Source organism: Prauserella salsuginis (genome assembly GCF_024648885.1).
Lineage (GTDB): Bacteria > Actinomycetota > Actinomycetes > Mycobacteriales > Pseudonocardiaceae > Prauserella > Prauserella salsuginis.
In genome coordinates, this window is sequence record NZ_JANBBF010000011.1 from 422,931 (window position 1) to 437,680 (window position 14,750).

The 14,750-nt window shown below is 70.4% G+C and carries 16 protein-coding genes; 15 read left to right on the forward strand and 1 reads right to left on the reverse strand.

What is annotated here, in order from left to right; genetic code table 11:
- The first annotated feature begins 41 nt into the window (after positions 1-41).
- From trmD to LY40_RS16870, 10 genes are all read left to right on the forward strand, one after another.
- Positions 42-818 carry a tRNA (guanosine(37)-N1)-methyltransferase TrmD gene (trmD, locus tag LY40_RS16825; RefSeq protein ID WP_183778446.1) on the forward strand — a complete coding sequence of 259 codons (777 nt, stop codon included), beginning with the start codon at positions 42-44 and terminating at the stop codon, positions 816-818.
- Between the two features lie 174 nt (positions 819-992).
- Positions 993-1,349 (forward strand): 50S ribosomal protein L19, encoded by a 357-nt coding sequence (gene rplS / locus LY40_RS16830; protein ID WP_183778444.1) that lies wholly within the window; start codon positions 993-995, stop codon positions 1,347-1,349.
- Between the two features lie 42 nt (positions 1,350-1,391).
- Positions 1,392-2,369, forward strand: a complete 978-nt coding sequence (lepB, locus tag LY40_RS16835; protein WP_183778442.1) for a signal peptidase I — start codon at positions 1,392-1,394, stop codon at positions 2,367-2,369.
- 146 nt (positions 2,370-2,515) lie between these two features.
- Complete coding sequence (locus LY40_RS16840) at positions 2,516-3,235, forward strand: ribonuclease HII (RefSeq protein ID WP_183778440.1); 720 nt, start codon at positions 2,516-2,518, stop codon at positions 3,233-3,235.
- 97 nt (positions 3,236-3,332) lie between these two features.
- Positions 3,333-3,659, forward strand: coding sequence for a DUF2469 domain-containing protein (locus LY40_RS16845; RefSeq protein WP_183778438.1), 327 nt, complete (start codon positions 3,333-3,335; stop codon positions 3,657-3,659).
- 215 nt (positions 3,660-3,874) lie between these two features.
- Positions 3,875-4,276, forward strand: a complete 402-nt coding sequence (locus LY40_RS16850) for a YraN family protein (RefSeq protein WP_183784787.1) — start codon at positions 3,875-3,877, stop codon at positions 4,274-4,276.
- Positions 4,276-5,787 carry a YifB family Mg chelatase-like AAA ATPase gene (locus LY40_RS16855; protein WP_258937409.1) on the forward strand — a complete coding sequence of 504 codons (1,512 nt, stop codon included), beginning with the start codon at positions 4,276-4,278 and terminating at the stop codon, positions 5,785-5,787. The genes LY40_RS16850 and LY40_RS16855 overlap by 1 nt, the downstream gene beginning before the upstream one ends.
- Complete coding sequence (gene dprA, locus LY40_RS16860; RefSeq protein ID WP_258937410.1) at positions 5,784-7,028, forward strand: DNA-processing protein DprA; 1,245 nt, start codon at positions 5,784-5,786, stop codon at positions 7,026-7,028. The genes LY40_RS16855 and dprA overlap by 4 nt, the downstream gene beginning before the upstream one ends.
- Positions 7,029-7,095: 67 nt before the next feature.
- The gene (locus LY40_RS16865; RefSeq protein ID WP_258937411.1) at positions 7,096-8,220 is read left to right on the forward strand and encodes a tyrosine recombinase XerC; all 1,125 of its coding nucleotides are present in this window, start codon (positions 7,096-7,098) and stop codon (positions 8,218-8,220) included.
- A 49-nt stretch (positions 8,221-8,269) separates the two neighbouring features.
- Positions 8,270-9,379 (forward strand): FliA/WhiG family RNA polymerase sigma factor, encoded by a 1,110-nt coding sequence (locus LY40_RS16870; protein ID WP_258937412.1) that lies wholly within the window; start codon positions 8,270-8,272, stop codon positions 9,377-9,379.
- Positions 9,380-9,384: 5 nt separating this feature from the next.
- Here the strand turns inward: LY40_RS16870 and LY40_RS16875 are convergent, their stop codons facing one another.
- Complete coding sequence (locus LY40_RS16875) at positions 9,385-10,074, reverse strand: M23 family metallopeptidase (RefSeq protein ID WP_258937413.1); 690 nt, start codon at positions 10,072-10,074, stop codon at positions 9,385-9,387.
- Between the two features lie 553 nt (positions 10,075-10,627).
- Here LY40_RS16875 and rpsB point away from each other — a divergent pair.
- The 5 genes from rpsB to LY40_RS16900 all read left to right on the forward strand — a co-directional run bounded on the left by rpsB (position 10,628) and on the right by LY40_RS16900 (position 14,733).
- The gene (gene rpsB, locus LY40_RS16880; protein ID WP_183778421.1) at positions 10,628-11,437 is read left to right on the forward strand and encodes a 30S ribosomal protein S2; all 810 of its coding nucleotides are present in this window, start codon (positions 10,628-10,630) and stop codon (positions 11,435-11,437) included.
- A gap of 51 nt (positions 11,438-11,488) precedes the next feature.
- A complete protein-coding gene (tsf, locus tag LY40_RS16885) occupies positions 11,489-12,313 on the forward strand; it encodes a translation elongation factor Ts (RefSeq protein ID WP_183778419.1) in 825 nt (274 codons plus the stop codon).
- Between the two features lie 115 nt (positions 12,314-12,428).
- A complete protein-coding gene (pyrH, locus tag LY40_RS16890) occupies positions 12,429-13,184 on the forward strand; it encodes a UMP kinase (RefSeq protein WP_183778417.1) in 756 nt (251 codons plus the stop codon).
- The gene (gene frr / locus LY40_RS16895) at positions 13,181-13,738 is read left to right on the forward strand and encodes a ribosome recycling factor (RefSeq protein ID WP_183778415.1); all 558 of its coding nucleotides are present in this window, start codon (positions 13,181-13,183) and stop codon (positions 13,736-13,738) included. Before pyrH ends, frr begins: the two co-directional genes overlap by 4 nt.
- On the forward strand, positions 13,738-14,733 hold the full coding sequence (locus LY40_RS16900) for a phosphatidate cytidylyltransferase (RefSeq protein WP_183778413.1): 996 nt from the start codon (positions 13,738-13,740) through the stop codon (positions 14,731-14,733). The genes frr and LY40_RS16900 overlap by 1 nt, the downstream gene beginning before the upstream one ends.
- The last annotated feature ends 17 nt before the right edge of the window (positions 14,734-14,750 follow it).

Below are 14,750 nucleotides of genomic sequence, written 5' to 3' on the forward strand. Positions count from 1 at the left end.
GCGGCCGATCCAGCCCACGAACGTCCCCGAAAGCTGCCGCAGTGAAACTCGACGTCGTCACCATCTTTCCCGAGTACCTGCAGCCGCTGCGTGCCGCGCTGTTGGGCAGGGCGATCGATCGCGGCCTGATCGAGATCGGCGTGCACGACCTGCGGGACTGGACCTACGACGTACACCGGGCCGTCGACGACGCGCCATACGGCGGTGGCCCCGGCATGGTGATGAAACCGCAGGTCTGGGGTGAGGCGCTCGACGCCGTGTGCACCGAGCGTTCGCGGCTGGTCGTGCCGACACCCGCGGGCAGGCCGTTCACACAGGCGATGGCGAGGGAGTACGCCGAACAGGAACACCTCGTCTTCGCCTGCGGCCGCTACGAGGGCATCGATCAGCGCGTGTTCGACGACGCGGCGCGGCGGATGCCCGTCGACGAGGTGTCCATCGGCGACTACGTCCTGGTCGGCGGTGAAGCGGCGGTGCTGGTCATGGTCGAGGCGGTCGTGCGGCTCCTGCCCGGTGTACTGGGCAACCCCGTCTCGGCCGAACAGGACTCGTTCTCCGACGGCCTGCTCGAAGGCCCCAGCTTCACGCGACCCGAGGTGTGGCGTGACCTGGCCGTGCCGGACGTGCTGCGCTCCGGCAACCACGCGCGCATCGACCGGTGGCGTCGTGACCAGGCCCTCGAACGCACGTTTCACCGCCGGCCGGACCTGCTCGACCGCCTGGCCGGCGAGCTCGACGACCACGATCGTGCGGTTCTCGACCGGCTCCGCGACGACGACGGCGGATCCGACGGTGCCGGGGCGGCCGACCAGGCATGACTCTGCCTGCCGGCGGCCCCGTGTCCGGCGCGAACACCCCACATGCCATACTTGACCAGTTGGCGCGACGTGTGAACACGCGCTGCCGAGAACTCCTGGGCCGCCTGCCGTGAGGCCGGTGCGTGCCCGGACATGTCAAGCCACATTGCCACAAGGACGAGGACGGACCTGAAGATGAACACCCTGGACGCGCTGGACGCTCAGTCGCTGCGTTCCGACATCCCCTACTTCCGCCCGGGCGACACGCTCAAGGTTCACGTCCGCGTCATCGAGGGCAACCGCGAGCGGAACCAGGTCTTCGAGGGCGTCGTGATCGCCCGCCAGGGCGGCGGCATCCGCGAGACGTTCACTGTCCGCAAGATGTCGTTCGGCATCGGTGTGGAGCGCACGTTCCCGGTGCACTCGCCGAACATCGCGAAGATCGAGGTTGCCAAGAAGGGTGACGTCCGCCGGGCGAAGCTCTACTACCTGCGCAACCTGCGCGGCAAGGCGGCCAAGATCAAGGAGCGTCGCGAGACCTCCGCTTCCTGAGCATTGTGGAGCTTGCCGTAGCCTGACGCCGTGGTCGAGCCTGTGCCTTCAAACGCCCCCCAGGATGAGCCGGAGCAGCCGGACGACGAGCGGAACAACCCGTTCGAGACGCCCGCAGACGGAGTCGGATCGTCCGAGGACAGCGGCGGGAAGGCACAGGCCGCCGGCGGTGCCCATGGCCAGTCCCGGAGCCGTCGCAAAGGCAAGTCGAAGAAGCAGCGGTCGTTCTGGAAAGAACTGCCGATCCTGATCGGCATCGCGCTCGTACTCGCGTTCGTCATCCAGCAGTTCTTCGCTCGGGTCTACATGATCCCGTCGGGCTCGATGGAGCAGACGCTGCACGGCTGTCCCGGCTGTACGCCCGACCGGATCCTGGTCGACAAACTCGTCTACGACTTCGCCGATCCCGACCCCGGGGAAGTCGTCGTGTTCCGCGGTCCCGAGGCCTGGGTCGGTCCGGGACTCGCCGACGACGGCGGCAATGCCGTGGCCGACTTCTTCCAGATGGTCGGTTCCGCGTTCGGCCTCGCTCCGCCCGATGAGCGCGACTTCGTCAAACGGGTCATCGCGACCGGCGGGCAGACCGTCGAATGCTGCGACGACCAGAATCGGGTCCTCGTGGACGGTCAGCCGCTCGACGAGCCGTACCTGCATCTCGCCGGTGGCCGGCCGCAGGCCTCCTTCGACGAGGTGACCGTGCCCGAAGGATACGTCTGGGTCATGGGTGACAACCGGAACAACTCGGCCGACTCGCGTTATCACAACGACGGCGGCGGCGCGTCCGGTGCAGTGCCCGTGGACAACATCATCGGCAAGGCGCGGCTGATCGTGCTGCCGCCGTCGCGGTGGGGGATCATCCACGGCGAGAATCCGCAGGAGCAGCAGGTGGGCGCCATGAGTGCGCCGACCTGGCAACAGGGCCTCCCGCTGGCCGCCGGTGCGTTGGCAGCGTGGCCGGTACTCGCGACGGGACGCCGGGTCGGCGCCGCCGTGGGTGGAGCGTCGCGACGCGACCGCTGACCTCCGGGTGAGAGCTGGAGCCTGCCGTGCCCACACCGTCGAACCGTTCCCCGGCATCGTCGAATCCGGCCGTGAACCGGCCGCGGCGACGGTCGTCGTTGTCATCCGCCGGCCCGAGGCCTCCGCGCGCGATCATCCGCGGCGCGATGCCGTGGGCATTGCAGGGTGCGCTGGACCGTCGCGGACTGGGTCCGGTGGCCGGGGTCGACGAGGCGGGCCGTGGTGCCTGTGCCGGTCCGCTGGTGGTCGCCGCGTGCGTGCTGCGCCCCGGCGACGCGTCCCGGCTGCCGGAACTCACCGATTCGAAACTGCTGACGGCAGCGGCCAGGGAACGCGTGTACGAGCGGGTCGTCCGGCGCGCCGTCTCCTACACGGTCGTCGTCGTGCCGCCCGACGAGGTGGACGCCCGTGGCATCCACGTCACCAACATCGAAGGCATGCGCCGCGCGGTGACCCGGCTGGAGGTCGCGCCGGGCTATGTGCTGATCGACGGGTTCCGTGTGCCGGGGCTGCCCGCACCGAGCATTCCCGTGATCAAGGGCGATCGCGTGGCGGCATGTGTGGCGGCGGCGTCGGTGCTGGCCAAGGTCACCCGCGACCGGATCATGGCCGATCTGCACGCCGAGTATCCGCAGTACGGGTTCGACGTGCACAAGGGCTACACGACTGCGGACCACGGGCGGGCACTGACGGACCACGGACCGTGCGCGGCGCACCGCTGGTCGTACACGAACGTCGCCGTCGCGGCGCAGGAACACGACCTGCAGCCGCCGCACCCGGTGATGCTGACCGCGGCTGCGCTGCAGGCGAAGCCGGCGCCCGCCATCGACAACCAGGAAGCGCTGTTCGACGTTCCCGCCGGGTGAGGTGGAAAACGGCGGCGCCCGAGTCCTCTCCAGCCGTGGCTTCGGGTGTCACAATGGTTGTTCGCCACCGACCGGCTGTAAGGCTTGCGAGGAGCAGATGAGCGCAGAGGATCTCGAGAAGTACGAGACCGAGATGGAACTGTCGCTGTACCGGGAGTACCGCGACATCGTCGGGCAGTTCTCGTACGTCGTGGAGACCGAGCGGCGGTTCTACCTGGCCAACTCCGTCGACGTGCAGGTGCGTGACAGCGGCGGCGAGGTGTACTTCGAGGTGCGCATGTCGGACGCGTGGGTGTGGGACATGTACCGCCCGGCCCGCTTCGTCAAGAGCGTCCGGGTGATCACCTTCAAGGACGTCAACGTCGAAGAGCTGGAGAAGCCCGAGCTACGGCTGCCGGAGGAGGGCGGCCCGTTCGGCGGCTGACGTGCGGTCCGCCGCACCTCCGGCAGGTGCCGGCGACGTAGCACAGACCTCCGACAACACCGGAGTGCCGCAGCCCTCGGCGGACGGGTTGTCCACAGCACCCGGGTTGTCCACAACTTCGCAGAATCCCCCTGCCGCGGAGCCGGTCAGCCGGTGATCGTGGGTCGAGGCCGGTGAGTGCCGGCCGCGGACCTTGGGGGTGAACGCGAGTGAGTATCACGTTGCGCGGCCGGGGGAACGACAGTTCCCGGGCACGAGGCAGACGATCCCACCTCGACCTCGGCCGCAGGGGCGAAGACCTGGCGGCGCGGTATCTGACCGAACGCGGCCTGGTCGTGCTGAGCCGCAACTGGCGATGCCGGGAGGGTGAGCTCGACATCGTCGCGACCGACCGGTCCACCCTCGTCGTGTGCGAGGTCAAAACCCGGTCCGGGCACCGTTTCGGAGACCCGGCGGAGGCCGTCACCGACGACAAACAGGCACGGATCCGCAGGGTCACGTCGCGATGGCTGTCGGAGTTCCAGGTGGGCTGGTGCCCGATCCGGTTCGATGTGCTCTCCGTGGACTGCACGCCGGGTGGCGAGCCGACGGTGCGGCACATCGTGGGGGCGTTCTGATGCCGCTCGCACGCGCCTGGTCGGTCGCCCTGATCGGCATCGACGGGCGGCCGGTGGAGATCGAGGCGGACATCGGTGCCGGACTGCCCGGGACGAAACTCGTCGGCCTGCCGGACGCGGGCCTGCGGGAGGCCAAGGACCGGGTGCGGGCTGCGGTCCGCAACAGTGGTCAGCGTTGGCCCGACAGCAACGTGACACTGGGTCTGTCGCCTGCGGATCTGCCGAAGGACGGCTCCGGCTACGACCTGGGGATCGCCGCGGCCGTGCTCGCGGCGTCCGGCGCGGTGCCCGCTCCGAAGCTGGTGGACACGATCCTGCTGGGGGAACTGGCGCTCGACGGCAGGGTCCGGCCGGTGCGCGGCGTGCTGCCGGCACTGCTGGCAGCGCGGAAGTCCGGCTACCGGCGGGCGGTGGTGGCACCCGAATCGCTCGCCGAAGGGTCATTGGTCGGCGGAATCGACGTACTGGCTGCCGGGCGCCTCGGTGAACTCATCGCCTGGCTGTGCGACGAGGACGGGCTGGACCGCGCCGAACCGGACCACGGCCGCGCCCAGCCGGAACACCCGGACCTGGCCGACGTCGCCGGACAACCCGAGGCCCGCTGGGCCCTCGAAGTCGCGGCGGCGGGCGGGCACAACCTGCTGATGACCGGCCCACCGGGGGTCGGCAAGACGATGCTGGCCACGCGCCTGCCGGGGCTGCTGCCCGCGCTCGGGGACGACGAAGCGCTCGAGGTCACCGCGGTGCACTCGGTCGACGGCTCTTTGGAACCCGACTCGCCGCTGGTGCGGGTGCCACCGTTCGTCGCGCCCCACCATTCGATCTCGGTCGCCGCGCTGATCGGCGGCGGCACCGGTATCGCCACGCCCGGTGTGATCAGCAAGGCGCATCGCGGGGTGCTCTTCCTCGACGAGGCTGCGGAGTACGGCGGCGAACGCCTCGACGCGCTGCGCACCGTGCTGGAGGAGGGTGAGGTGCGGATCGCCCGCTCGCGTGGCTCGGTCCGCTATCCGGCGCGATTCCAGCTGGTGCTGGCCACGAACACCTGCCCGTGCGCGCCCCCGCAGGAAACGGAGTGCCGGTGCAGCCCGGCGGCGCGGCGGCGGTATCTGGCGAAGCTGTCCGGTCCGTTGCTCGACCGGGTCGATCTGCGGGTGCGGATGCGCCCGGTGACCTCGATGAACATGGCGGGCGGCGAGTCGGCCGAGCCGACCGGGCGCGTTCGGGAACGTGTCGTCGCGGCGCGTGAGCGTGCGGCGAAGCGATGGTCGGACCACGGCTGGCAGACCAACGCCGAGGTGCCGGGCCCGGCGCTGCGCCGCGAGTTCGCCCTCCCGCCGGAGGCGACCCGACTGCTCGACCGCGGGTTGAGCCGGGGTGCCATCACCGCCCGCGGAGCCGACAGGTGCCTCCGCATCGCGTGGACGTTGTCGGACTTGGCGGAGGCCGACGAGCCGACCGCCGACCATGTCGCAGCCGCTCTCGAGTTCCGGGATCGGAGGGCGGCATGAACGCCGAAGGCGACGCCGGAACCGGTCCCCGGGCGGAGGCGGCTGCCGACGCCGTGCACCGCGCCCGCGCGTACCTGCTCGGTGCCGCCGAGCCGCCCGCCCCTGCGCTCGCTGCGTTCGTCGCAGGACACGGCCCGATGGAAGCGGCCGAGCGGGTCCGCCGCGGTGACGTGCCCGAGCGGGTCGCGCAGGAGACCGAGGCGCGGCGCGACACGGACAGGTCGGAGAGGGACCTCGCCAGGGCTGCCGAAGCGGGCTACCGGCTGCTGACCCCGGAGGACGACGAGTGGCCCGCGTGGCCGCTGTTGTCACTCGAGGTGGCTACCGGCCGTGGGGCGGACGGTGTCGCGCCGCCGCTCGGCCTGTGGGTCAGGGGAACGGCACGGCTCGACGAGTCCGTGGATGGTGCGGTGGCGGTGGTCGGGGCGCGAGCCGCCACCGAGTACGGCGAGTATACCGCGGCGGAACTCGCGCACGGACTCGTGGCCGAGGGCGTGGCGGTCTTCTCCGGTGCGGCCTACGGCATCGACGGTGCCGCCCATCGTGGCGCGCTGGCCGCCGGTGGTCCGACCGTGGCGGTGCTGGGCTGCGGACTCGATGCCGGTTACCCGGCGGGGCATGTCGGACTGCTCAATCGGATCGCCGACCGGGGTGCGGTGATCAGCGAATATCCTCCGGGTGCACCGCCGGCGCGCCACCGATTCCTCGTCCGGAACCGGCTGCTCGCGGCGCTCACCGCTGGAACGGTCGTCGTCGAGGCCGGCCGGCGGAGCGGTGCCCGCAACACGTCGTCGACGGCCGGAGTGCTCGGCAAGGTCGTCATGGCGGTTCCGGGGCCGGTCGGTTCCGCGACGTCGGTCGGCTGTCACGAGCTGATCCGCGAGGCGTACGCGACGTTGGTGGGATCGGTCTCCGACGTGCTCAGCACCGTCGGACGACTGGGGGACCACGGAGGCGAGGCGACCGCGCCGCGGCCTCGAAGGCCGACCGACGAACTCGGCCCACAGGCCCTGCGTGTGCACGAGGCGCTGGGCAGACGGCGGGGCCTGTCGCCGGAAGCCGTGGCCGAGGAATCGGGTGTACCGCTCGCTCGCGTGCGCGCGTTGTTGCCGGAACTGGAACTGTCCGGGCTCGCTGAGCGCTGCGAGACCGGCTGGAGACTCGCCGCCGGTGTCCCCGATCGAGTGATTTCGCCCGGTAGTGGGACGGGAACGGGCGAGAACCGCCCGCGTACCGGCTGATTGCAGCTTGATCATCGAGGTGTGGCGATGCTTGACCCCGTTCGTGGCGTGGCCCAGCGTCGGCGGCATGAGTTCTTCGACAGCGCGCGGGCGGCGGTCCGCGGGCACCGCAGGTCGCCGCGCGGACCTGCGCCGGTTGCGCCAGCGGCTGCCGGTGCGCGCCGCAACCGTCGTCGATGACTACGAGCGGCACCTTGCGTCCGAACGAGGGCTGTCGGAGCACACGGTTCGCGCCTATGTCGGTGACGTCGTGTCGATGCTGGCGTTCCTCCACGGACTCGACGGTGCCGGGGAAACCGGGGAAGCCGAATCCGACGGTGCGGATTCCGGCGGCACGAATTCCGGCGAGGCCGACCCCGGCGACGGCAGGTCGGCCGGCGCAGGCTCCGGTGAGCCCGGCGGGCCCGGTGAGCCCGGTGGGCTCGGTGGGCTCGACATCGGGGTGCTGCGTGCCTGGCTGGCGCAACAGCGCGGCGAAGGCCACAGCCGCACCACACTCGCGCGGCGGGCGGCCTCGGCGAGGACGTTCACCGCGTGGGCCGCGGACCGCGGACTGCTGGCGGTCGATCCGGGGCTCCGGCTGGCTGCTCCGAAGGCACACCGCAGGTTGCCCGGGGTGTTGCGGCAGGAACAGGCCTCCGACGTCATGGGTGCGTCCGCAACGGGGGCGCAACAGGAGGATCCGGTCGCCCTGCGTGATTACGCACTCCTGGAGATGCTGTACGCGACGGGAATGCGGGTGGCCGAACTGTGCGCCGTCGACGTGGACGACGCCGACCTCGACAGCAGGCTCGTGCGGGTGTTCGGCAAGGGATCGAAGGAACGGATGGTTCCGTTCGGGTTGCCCGCCGAACGGGCGCTGCGGTCGTGGCTCGACGCGGGTCGCGGCGCGCTGGTCACCGCGTCGTCGGGCGCTGCGCTGTTCCTCGGCGCCCGGGGCGGGCGGATCGACCAGAGGACTGTGCGGCGCGTCGTGCACGACGCCGTAGAGTCGGTGCCCGGCGCGGCGGGCATGGGCCCGCACGGGCTGCGGCACACGGCGGCGACGCACCTGCTCGAAGGGGGAGCGGATCTGCGAAGCGTTCAGGAACTGCTCGGTCACGCTACGCTGTCCACGACGCAGCTCTACACGCACGTGACCGTCGAGCGGCTGAAGGCGATTCATGACCGAACCCACCCCCGTGCCCAATGACACCGGTGGAGTTTCGGCCCATACGGTCGCGAGCAGGGCGGGTGAGACCGTGACATCCACTCGTGAACCCTCCGACGCGCCCACCGCGGAGCCGCCCGTCGGTGACGCAGCACCCGCCAGCTACGGAGCACCCGGAACGGACGGGGTACCCGGCGCCGACGCAGCGTCTGGCGCCGACGCAACGGCCGGCACGGACGCAGCGGCCGGCACGGACGCAACGCCCGGCACGGACGCCCCGGTCGCCGTCGACGCCACCGGCACCGATGCAGCCGCTGCCGCTGCCGCCGTGACGGACACCCCGGTGGCCGGGGTCGACCGGGCCGACGATGACGCGCCGGCCAGTGGCCCTGCTCGCCCCCTACCGGCCGACGCGAACGGCTCCGGCGGTGGCCGGGCCGAAGCGGATGCCGCGATCAAGGCGTTGTGGCACGAGTTCGCCACCGAGCCGTCGCAGCGCGTGCGTGATCGCCTCGTGCTGCACTACGCGCCGCTGGTCAAGTACGTCGCCGGCCGAGTGGGCACGGGACTGCCCACCCACGTCGACGTCGCGGACCTGATCCAGTCGGGCATCTTCGGGCTCGTCGACGCGATCGAGAAGTTCGACCCGGACCGCGGGCTGCGGTTCGAGACCTACGCGATGCAGCGCATCCGCGGCGCGATCCTCGACGACCTGCGGTCGCAGGATTGGGTCCCACGCGTCGTCCGCAGCCGTGCCCGCGAGGTGGAACGCACACTCGAGCGGCTCGGAGCGCGGCTCGGCCGGACGCCGACGGACGCCGAGGTCGCCGCCGAACTGGGCATCTCACTGGGCGAACTGCACGATCTCTACGGGCAGTTGCGGCTCACCAGCGTCGTCGCGCTCGAGACGCTCGTCGCGGCAGGCCGGGACAGCGAATCGGTCGTCGAATCGCTGCCCGACGACGAGGCGGTCGATCCCGCGGCCGTGCTCGTCGACCGCGACAACCGCAAGCAGCTCGCCGACGCCATCGCTCAGCTCAACGAGCGGGACCGCATCGTCGTCAGCCTCTACTACTTCGAGAGCCTGACGCTCGCCGAGATCGGCAAGGTCCTCGGCGTGACCGAATCGCGGGTCAGCCAGCTGCACACGCGGGCGGTTCTGCGGTTGCGCGCGAAACTCCAGGAGCAGTCCGGGACCTGAGACGGTCAGCCGGGCCACGGCTTCAGCCGCAGCGGGCCCGCTGCGGGCACGACGGTGAGTGGGTCCAGGTACCGTTCGCCGCGCCGCAACCCCCAGTGCAGGCATGCCGCGCGGTCACAACCGTCGTGGCCGCGGGTGACCGTGCCGATGCGTCGACCCGCCTCCACCCGCTCTCCCTCGGCGACCTGCACCGACAGTGGTTCGTACGTCGTGCGCAGGCCACCGGGGTGTTCGATCGACACGACGCCCCTGCCCGCGAGGTCACCGGCGTGGACGATCCGCCCGGCGGCGGCCGCCGACACCGGTTTCCCGGGTTCGGCGGCCAGGTCGACACCCCGATGGCCGGGGCCGTACTCGCTGTCCGGGGGATCGAACGGCCGCACCACCTCCGGTTGCGGAGTCAACGGCCAGGTGAACGTCACCTCGGCATGCGGCTCGCCCGTGGCACGCAAGGACCGCACGGCGGCTGTCTCGGCACCTGCGACCTCGGCACCTGCGACCTCGGCACCTGCGACCTCGGCACCTGCGACCTCGGCACCTGCGACCTCGGCACCTGCGATCTCGGTCCCGGCCGTCCCTCCCGCCCCGGACCGCGGGCCCGGTGCGGCCGTGATGTCCGGCGGGGCGAGCGCCGTGACGGCGGTGACAACGGTGACGACGGCGGTGACGACGGCGGTGACGACCGCGACCGCCACTGCGACGCCGCTGGTGACGGTCGCGGCCCCGGCCCCGCGGAGCTGTCCCGGAGAGGGTGCCGCCGGTGTACGGACCGCGATGACGGTACGTGCCCGCCGCCGCGGCCCGTTCCGGCCACGTCCGGCTGCGCACGAGCGGCGTGGCGGAACCGCGGGCGGTCGCGCGATCGAACGGAACCTCATCTGCCCAGCGTCCCGCTGCGAATGCCGGCGGTGGTCGTGCGCTGCGAATCTGTGGATGGCCGACGTCGATGTGGACAACTCGTGGCGGCCGGGCCTCCGGGTCGAGCGCCGATGGCCGGGCGGCGTACACTACTTGGCGCAGTCTGTGTTCACACAGGCTGACTTCGCGTGCACGTGCGTGCCCCGCCAGCGGTTTCGGCCGTCACGGGGCGACGGTGCCCGGCGGTCTCCCGGACCGAGGAACGACCCGGGAGTCCGGACGCCGGCACGGCACCAGGGCGGCCACCGACCCCGGTGGACCGCGACAACCGGCCCCGCGCGCCGGACGAGACGTCCGGTGCGCCTAGACAGAAGAGGTGCGAATCAGGCCATGGCCGTCGTCACCATGAAGCAGCTGCTCGATTCCGGCGTGCACTTCGGGCACCAGACCCGCCGCTGGAATCCGAAGATGAAGCGCTACATCCTCACCGAGCGCAACGGCATCTACATCATCGACCTGCAGCAGACGCTGAGCTACATCGACCGCGCGTTCGAGTTCGTCAAGGAGACGGTCGCGCACGGCGGCACGATCCTGTTCGTCGGCACGAAGAAGCAGGCGCAGGAGGCCATCGCGACGGAGGCCCAGCGTGTGGGCATGCCGTTCGTGAACCAGCGCTGGCTCGGCGGCATGCTGACCAACTTCCAGACCGTGCACCGTCGTCTTCAGCGGCTCAAGGAGCTGGAGTCGATGGAGCAGACCGGCGGCTTCCAGGGGCTGAACAAGCGCGAGATCCTCACGCTCACCCGTGAGAAGGACAAGCTGGAGAGGACTCTCGGCGGTATCCGCGACATGTCCAGGGTGCCGAGCGCCATCTGGATCGTGGACACCAAGAAGGAGCACATCGCCGTCGGCGAGGCGCGCAAGCTCAACATCCCGGTCGTGGCGATCCTCGACACGAACTGCGACCCGGACGAGGTCGACTACCCGATCCCGGGCAACGACGACGCGATCCGCTCGGCCGCCCTGCTGACCAAGGTCGTCGCCGAGGCCGCCGCCGCGGGCCTGATGGCTCGTTCCGGTCGCAACGGTGCCGCCCCCGAGGGTGAGGACAAGCCCGAGGCCGCTGCCGAGCCGCTTCCCGAGTGGGAGCAGGAGCTGCTCGCCGGCTCCGAGGCCGCCGGGCAGAGCACCGCTTCCTGATCCCGTACCGACACCACCTGCGCATCCAGCGACAGAGAACGGAAACGCACGATGGCGAACTACACCGCGGCAGACGTCAAGCGCCTCCGCGAACTCACCGGCTCCGGCATGATGGACTGCAAGAAGGCGCTGGAGGAGAGCGAAGGCGACTTCGACAAGGCCGTTGAAATCCTGCGCATCAAGGGCGCCAAGGATGTCGGCAAGCGGGCCGAGCGGTCGACCGCAGAGGGCCTGGTGGCCGGCGCCGGCGGTGCCCTGATCGAGCTGAACTCCGAGACCGACTTCGTCGCGAAGAACGAGGAGTTCCAGCAGCTGGCCGACAAGCTCGTCGAGGTCGCCCAGCAGCAGAAGACCGACGACGTCGAGAAGTTCAAGGCCGCAGAGGTCGACGGCAAGTCCGTCGCCGAGGTCGTCCAGGAGCTCTCGGCGAAGCTCGGTGAGAAGCTCGAGGTCCGCCGGGTCACGTACTTCGACGGCAACGTCGAGACGTACCTGCACCGTCGCGGCTCCGGGCTGCCGCCCGCGGTCGGCGTGCTCATCGAGTACACCGGCGAGGGCGAGGCGGCCGCCGAGGCCGCCCGCGGCGCGGCGCTGCAGGTCGCGGCGCTGAAGGCGCAGTACCTGACGCGTGACGAGGTGCCGTCCGACGTCGTCGACAACGAGCGTCGGATCGCCGAGTCGACCGCCCGCGAGGAGGGCAAGCCGGAGCAGGCCTTGCCGAAGATCATCGAGGGCAAGGTCAACGCGTACTACAAGGACAACGTGCTGCTGGAGCAGCCGTCGGTCACGGACAACAAGAAGACCGTGAAGGCGCTGCTCGACGAGGCCGGGGTCACCGTGACGCGGTTCGCCCGCTTCGAGGTCGGCCAGGCCTGAGTCCGCTCGCACGCATGTGCCCCGTCTCCCGCCAGGCCGGAGGCGGGGCACATGTGCGAGACCCACATCGATACCCCTCCGATCGCCGCCCGTAGACGCTGAAGGGACCCCGGACATGACCGAAGGACAGACCGACCGGCCCGGACGCGGATACCGGAGAGTCCTGCTGAAGCTCGGTGGCGAGATGTTCGGCGGTGGCTCCGTCGGCGTCGACCCGGACGTGGTCCACTCGGTCGCCGTGCAGATCGCCGAGGTCGTGCGTGACGGCGCGCAGATCGCGGTCGTCATCGGCGGCGGCAACTTCTTCCGCGGTGCGGAGTTGTCGACACGTGGACTCGACCGTGACCGCGCCGACTACATGGCGATGCTCGGCACCGTGATGAACTCGCTGGCGTTGCAGGACTTCCTCGAGAAGGAAGGCGTGCCGACGCGCGTGCAGACCGCCATCACGATGGGGCAGGTCGCCGAGCCGTACATTCCGCGCCGGGCGGAGCGTCACCTGGAGAAGGGTCGCGTGGTCATCTTCGGCGCGGGCACCGGCATGCCCTACTTCTCCACCGACACCGCCGCGGCCCAGCGTGCGCTGGAGATCGGCTGCGACGCCGTGCTGATGGCGAAGGCCGTCGACGGTGTGTTCACCGCCGACCCCCGGGTGGATGCGAGTGCCAAGCTGTACGACGAGATCACCCACCGCGAGGTGCTCGAGCGCGGCCTCAAGGTGGCCGACACGACGGCGTTCAGCCTGTGCATGGACAACAACATGCCGATCATCGTTTTCAATCTCCTCACCGAGGGCAACATCGCGCGCGCGGTCAGCGGTGAGAGGATCGGAACACTGGTCAGTACACCGACGAACCTGGAGCAGCCGTGATCGACGAGACACTCTTCGACGCAGAAGAGAAGATGGAAAAGGCGGTGTCCCACGCCAAGGAGGAGCTGTCGTCGGTGCGCACCGGCAGGGCGAGCCCGGCGATGTTCTCCCGTATCACGGTCGAGTACTACGGCGCGCCGACTCCGCTGAACCAGATGGCCAGCATCAACATCCCCGAGGCGCGCATGGCCGTCGTCAAGCCGTACGACGCGTCGCAGCTCGCGGCCATCGAGAAGGCCATTCGGGACTCCGACCTGGGCGTGAACCCGACCAACGACGGCCACATCATCCGCGTCGTCTTCCCGCAGCTCACCGAGGAGCGGCGCAAGGAGATGGTCAAGGTCGCCAAGCAGAAGGGCGAGGAGGCCCGTGTCTCCGTCCGCGGGGTGCGCCGCAAGGCGAAGGACGAGCTCGATCGCATCGGCAAGGACGGCGAGGCCGGTGAGGACGAGGTCAACCGCGCGGAGAAGGAGCTGCAGAACCTCACGGACAAGTACGTGGCGCAGGTCGAGGAGCTCGTCAAGCACAAGGAATCCGAGCTGCTCGAGGTCTGATGCCGAACGTGACCGACGACCGGGAGCGGCGCTCCGGTGCTGCCGATCCTGGCCGGCGTCCGGACGAGAGCGACGACGCCGCAGTGTCCGAGCCGGGTGATCGACCGGGCCGGCCCGCCACACCGGGCGAGCCGTCCGGCCCGTCGTCGGCTTCCGACGAGCCGGTGCATCAGCCCGAGAAGAAGGGGAAGGCCGGGCGGAACCTGCCCGCCGCGATCGGCGTGGGCGTGCTGCTCGGCGGCGCGATCCTGACGTCGCTGTTCACGGTCCGGTACCTGTTCATCGGGATCGTCGCGATCGCGATCGCGATCGGCACGGTCGAACTGAGCAGGGCGTTCCGCAAGGCGGCCGACATCCGCATCGCGATGACACCGGTGCTGGTCGGCGGCCAGGCGATGATCTGGCTGGCCTGGCCGTTCGGCCGGGAAGGCGCGTTGACGGCGTTCGTCCTGACGGTGCTGGTGTGCCTGCTGTGGCGGTTGCCCGGCGGTGCGGACGGCTACGTGCGGGACGTGGGGTCGTCGGTGTTCGCGGCGGCGTATCTGCCGCTGTTCGCCTCGTTCGCGGCGATGCTGGTGCCGCCGGACGACGGGGTGGGCCGGGTCATTTCGTTCATGGTCGTCGTGGTCGCCTCCGACACCGGTGGGTATGTGGCCGGGGTGCTGCGTGGCAGACATCCGATGGCGCCGTCGATCAGCCCGAAGAAGACCTGGGAAGGTTTCGCCGGTTCACTCGTCGCGGGCATCGCCGCGGGTTCGCTGGCGCTGGCACTGCTCGTCGACGGTCACGCCTGGCAGGGCGTGCTGTTCGGGATCGCGATCGTGCTGACCGCGACGCTCGGCGACCTCATGGAGTCGTTGATCAAGCGCGATCTCGGCATCAAGGACATGGGGAATCTGCTGCCGGGCCACGGCGGGCTGATGGACCGCCTCGATTCGCTGCTGCCGTCGGCGCTCGCGTCGTGGCTGCTGCTCAGCGCTTTCGTCCCGGCCTGACGTCTCGTCGGCCGCGC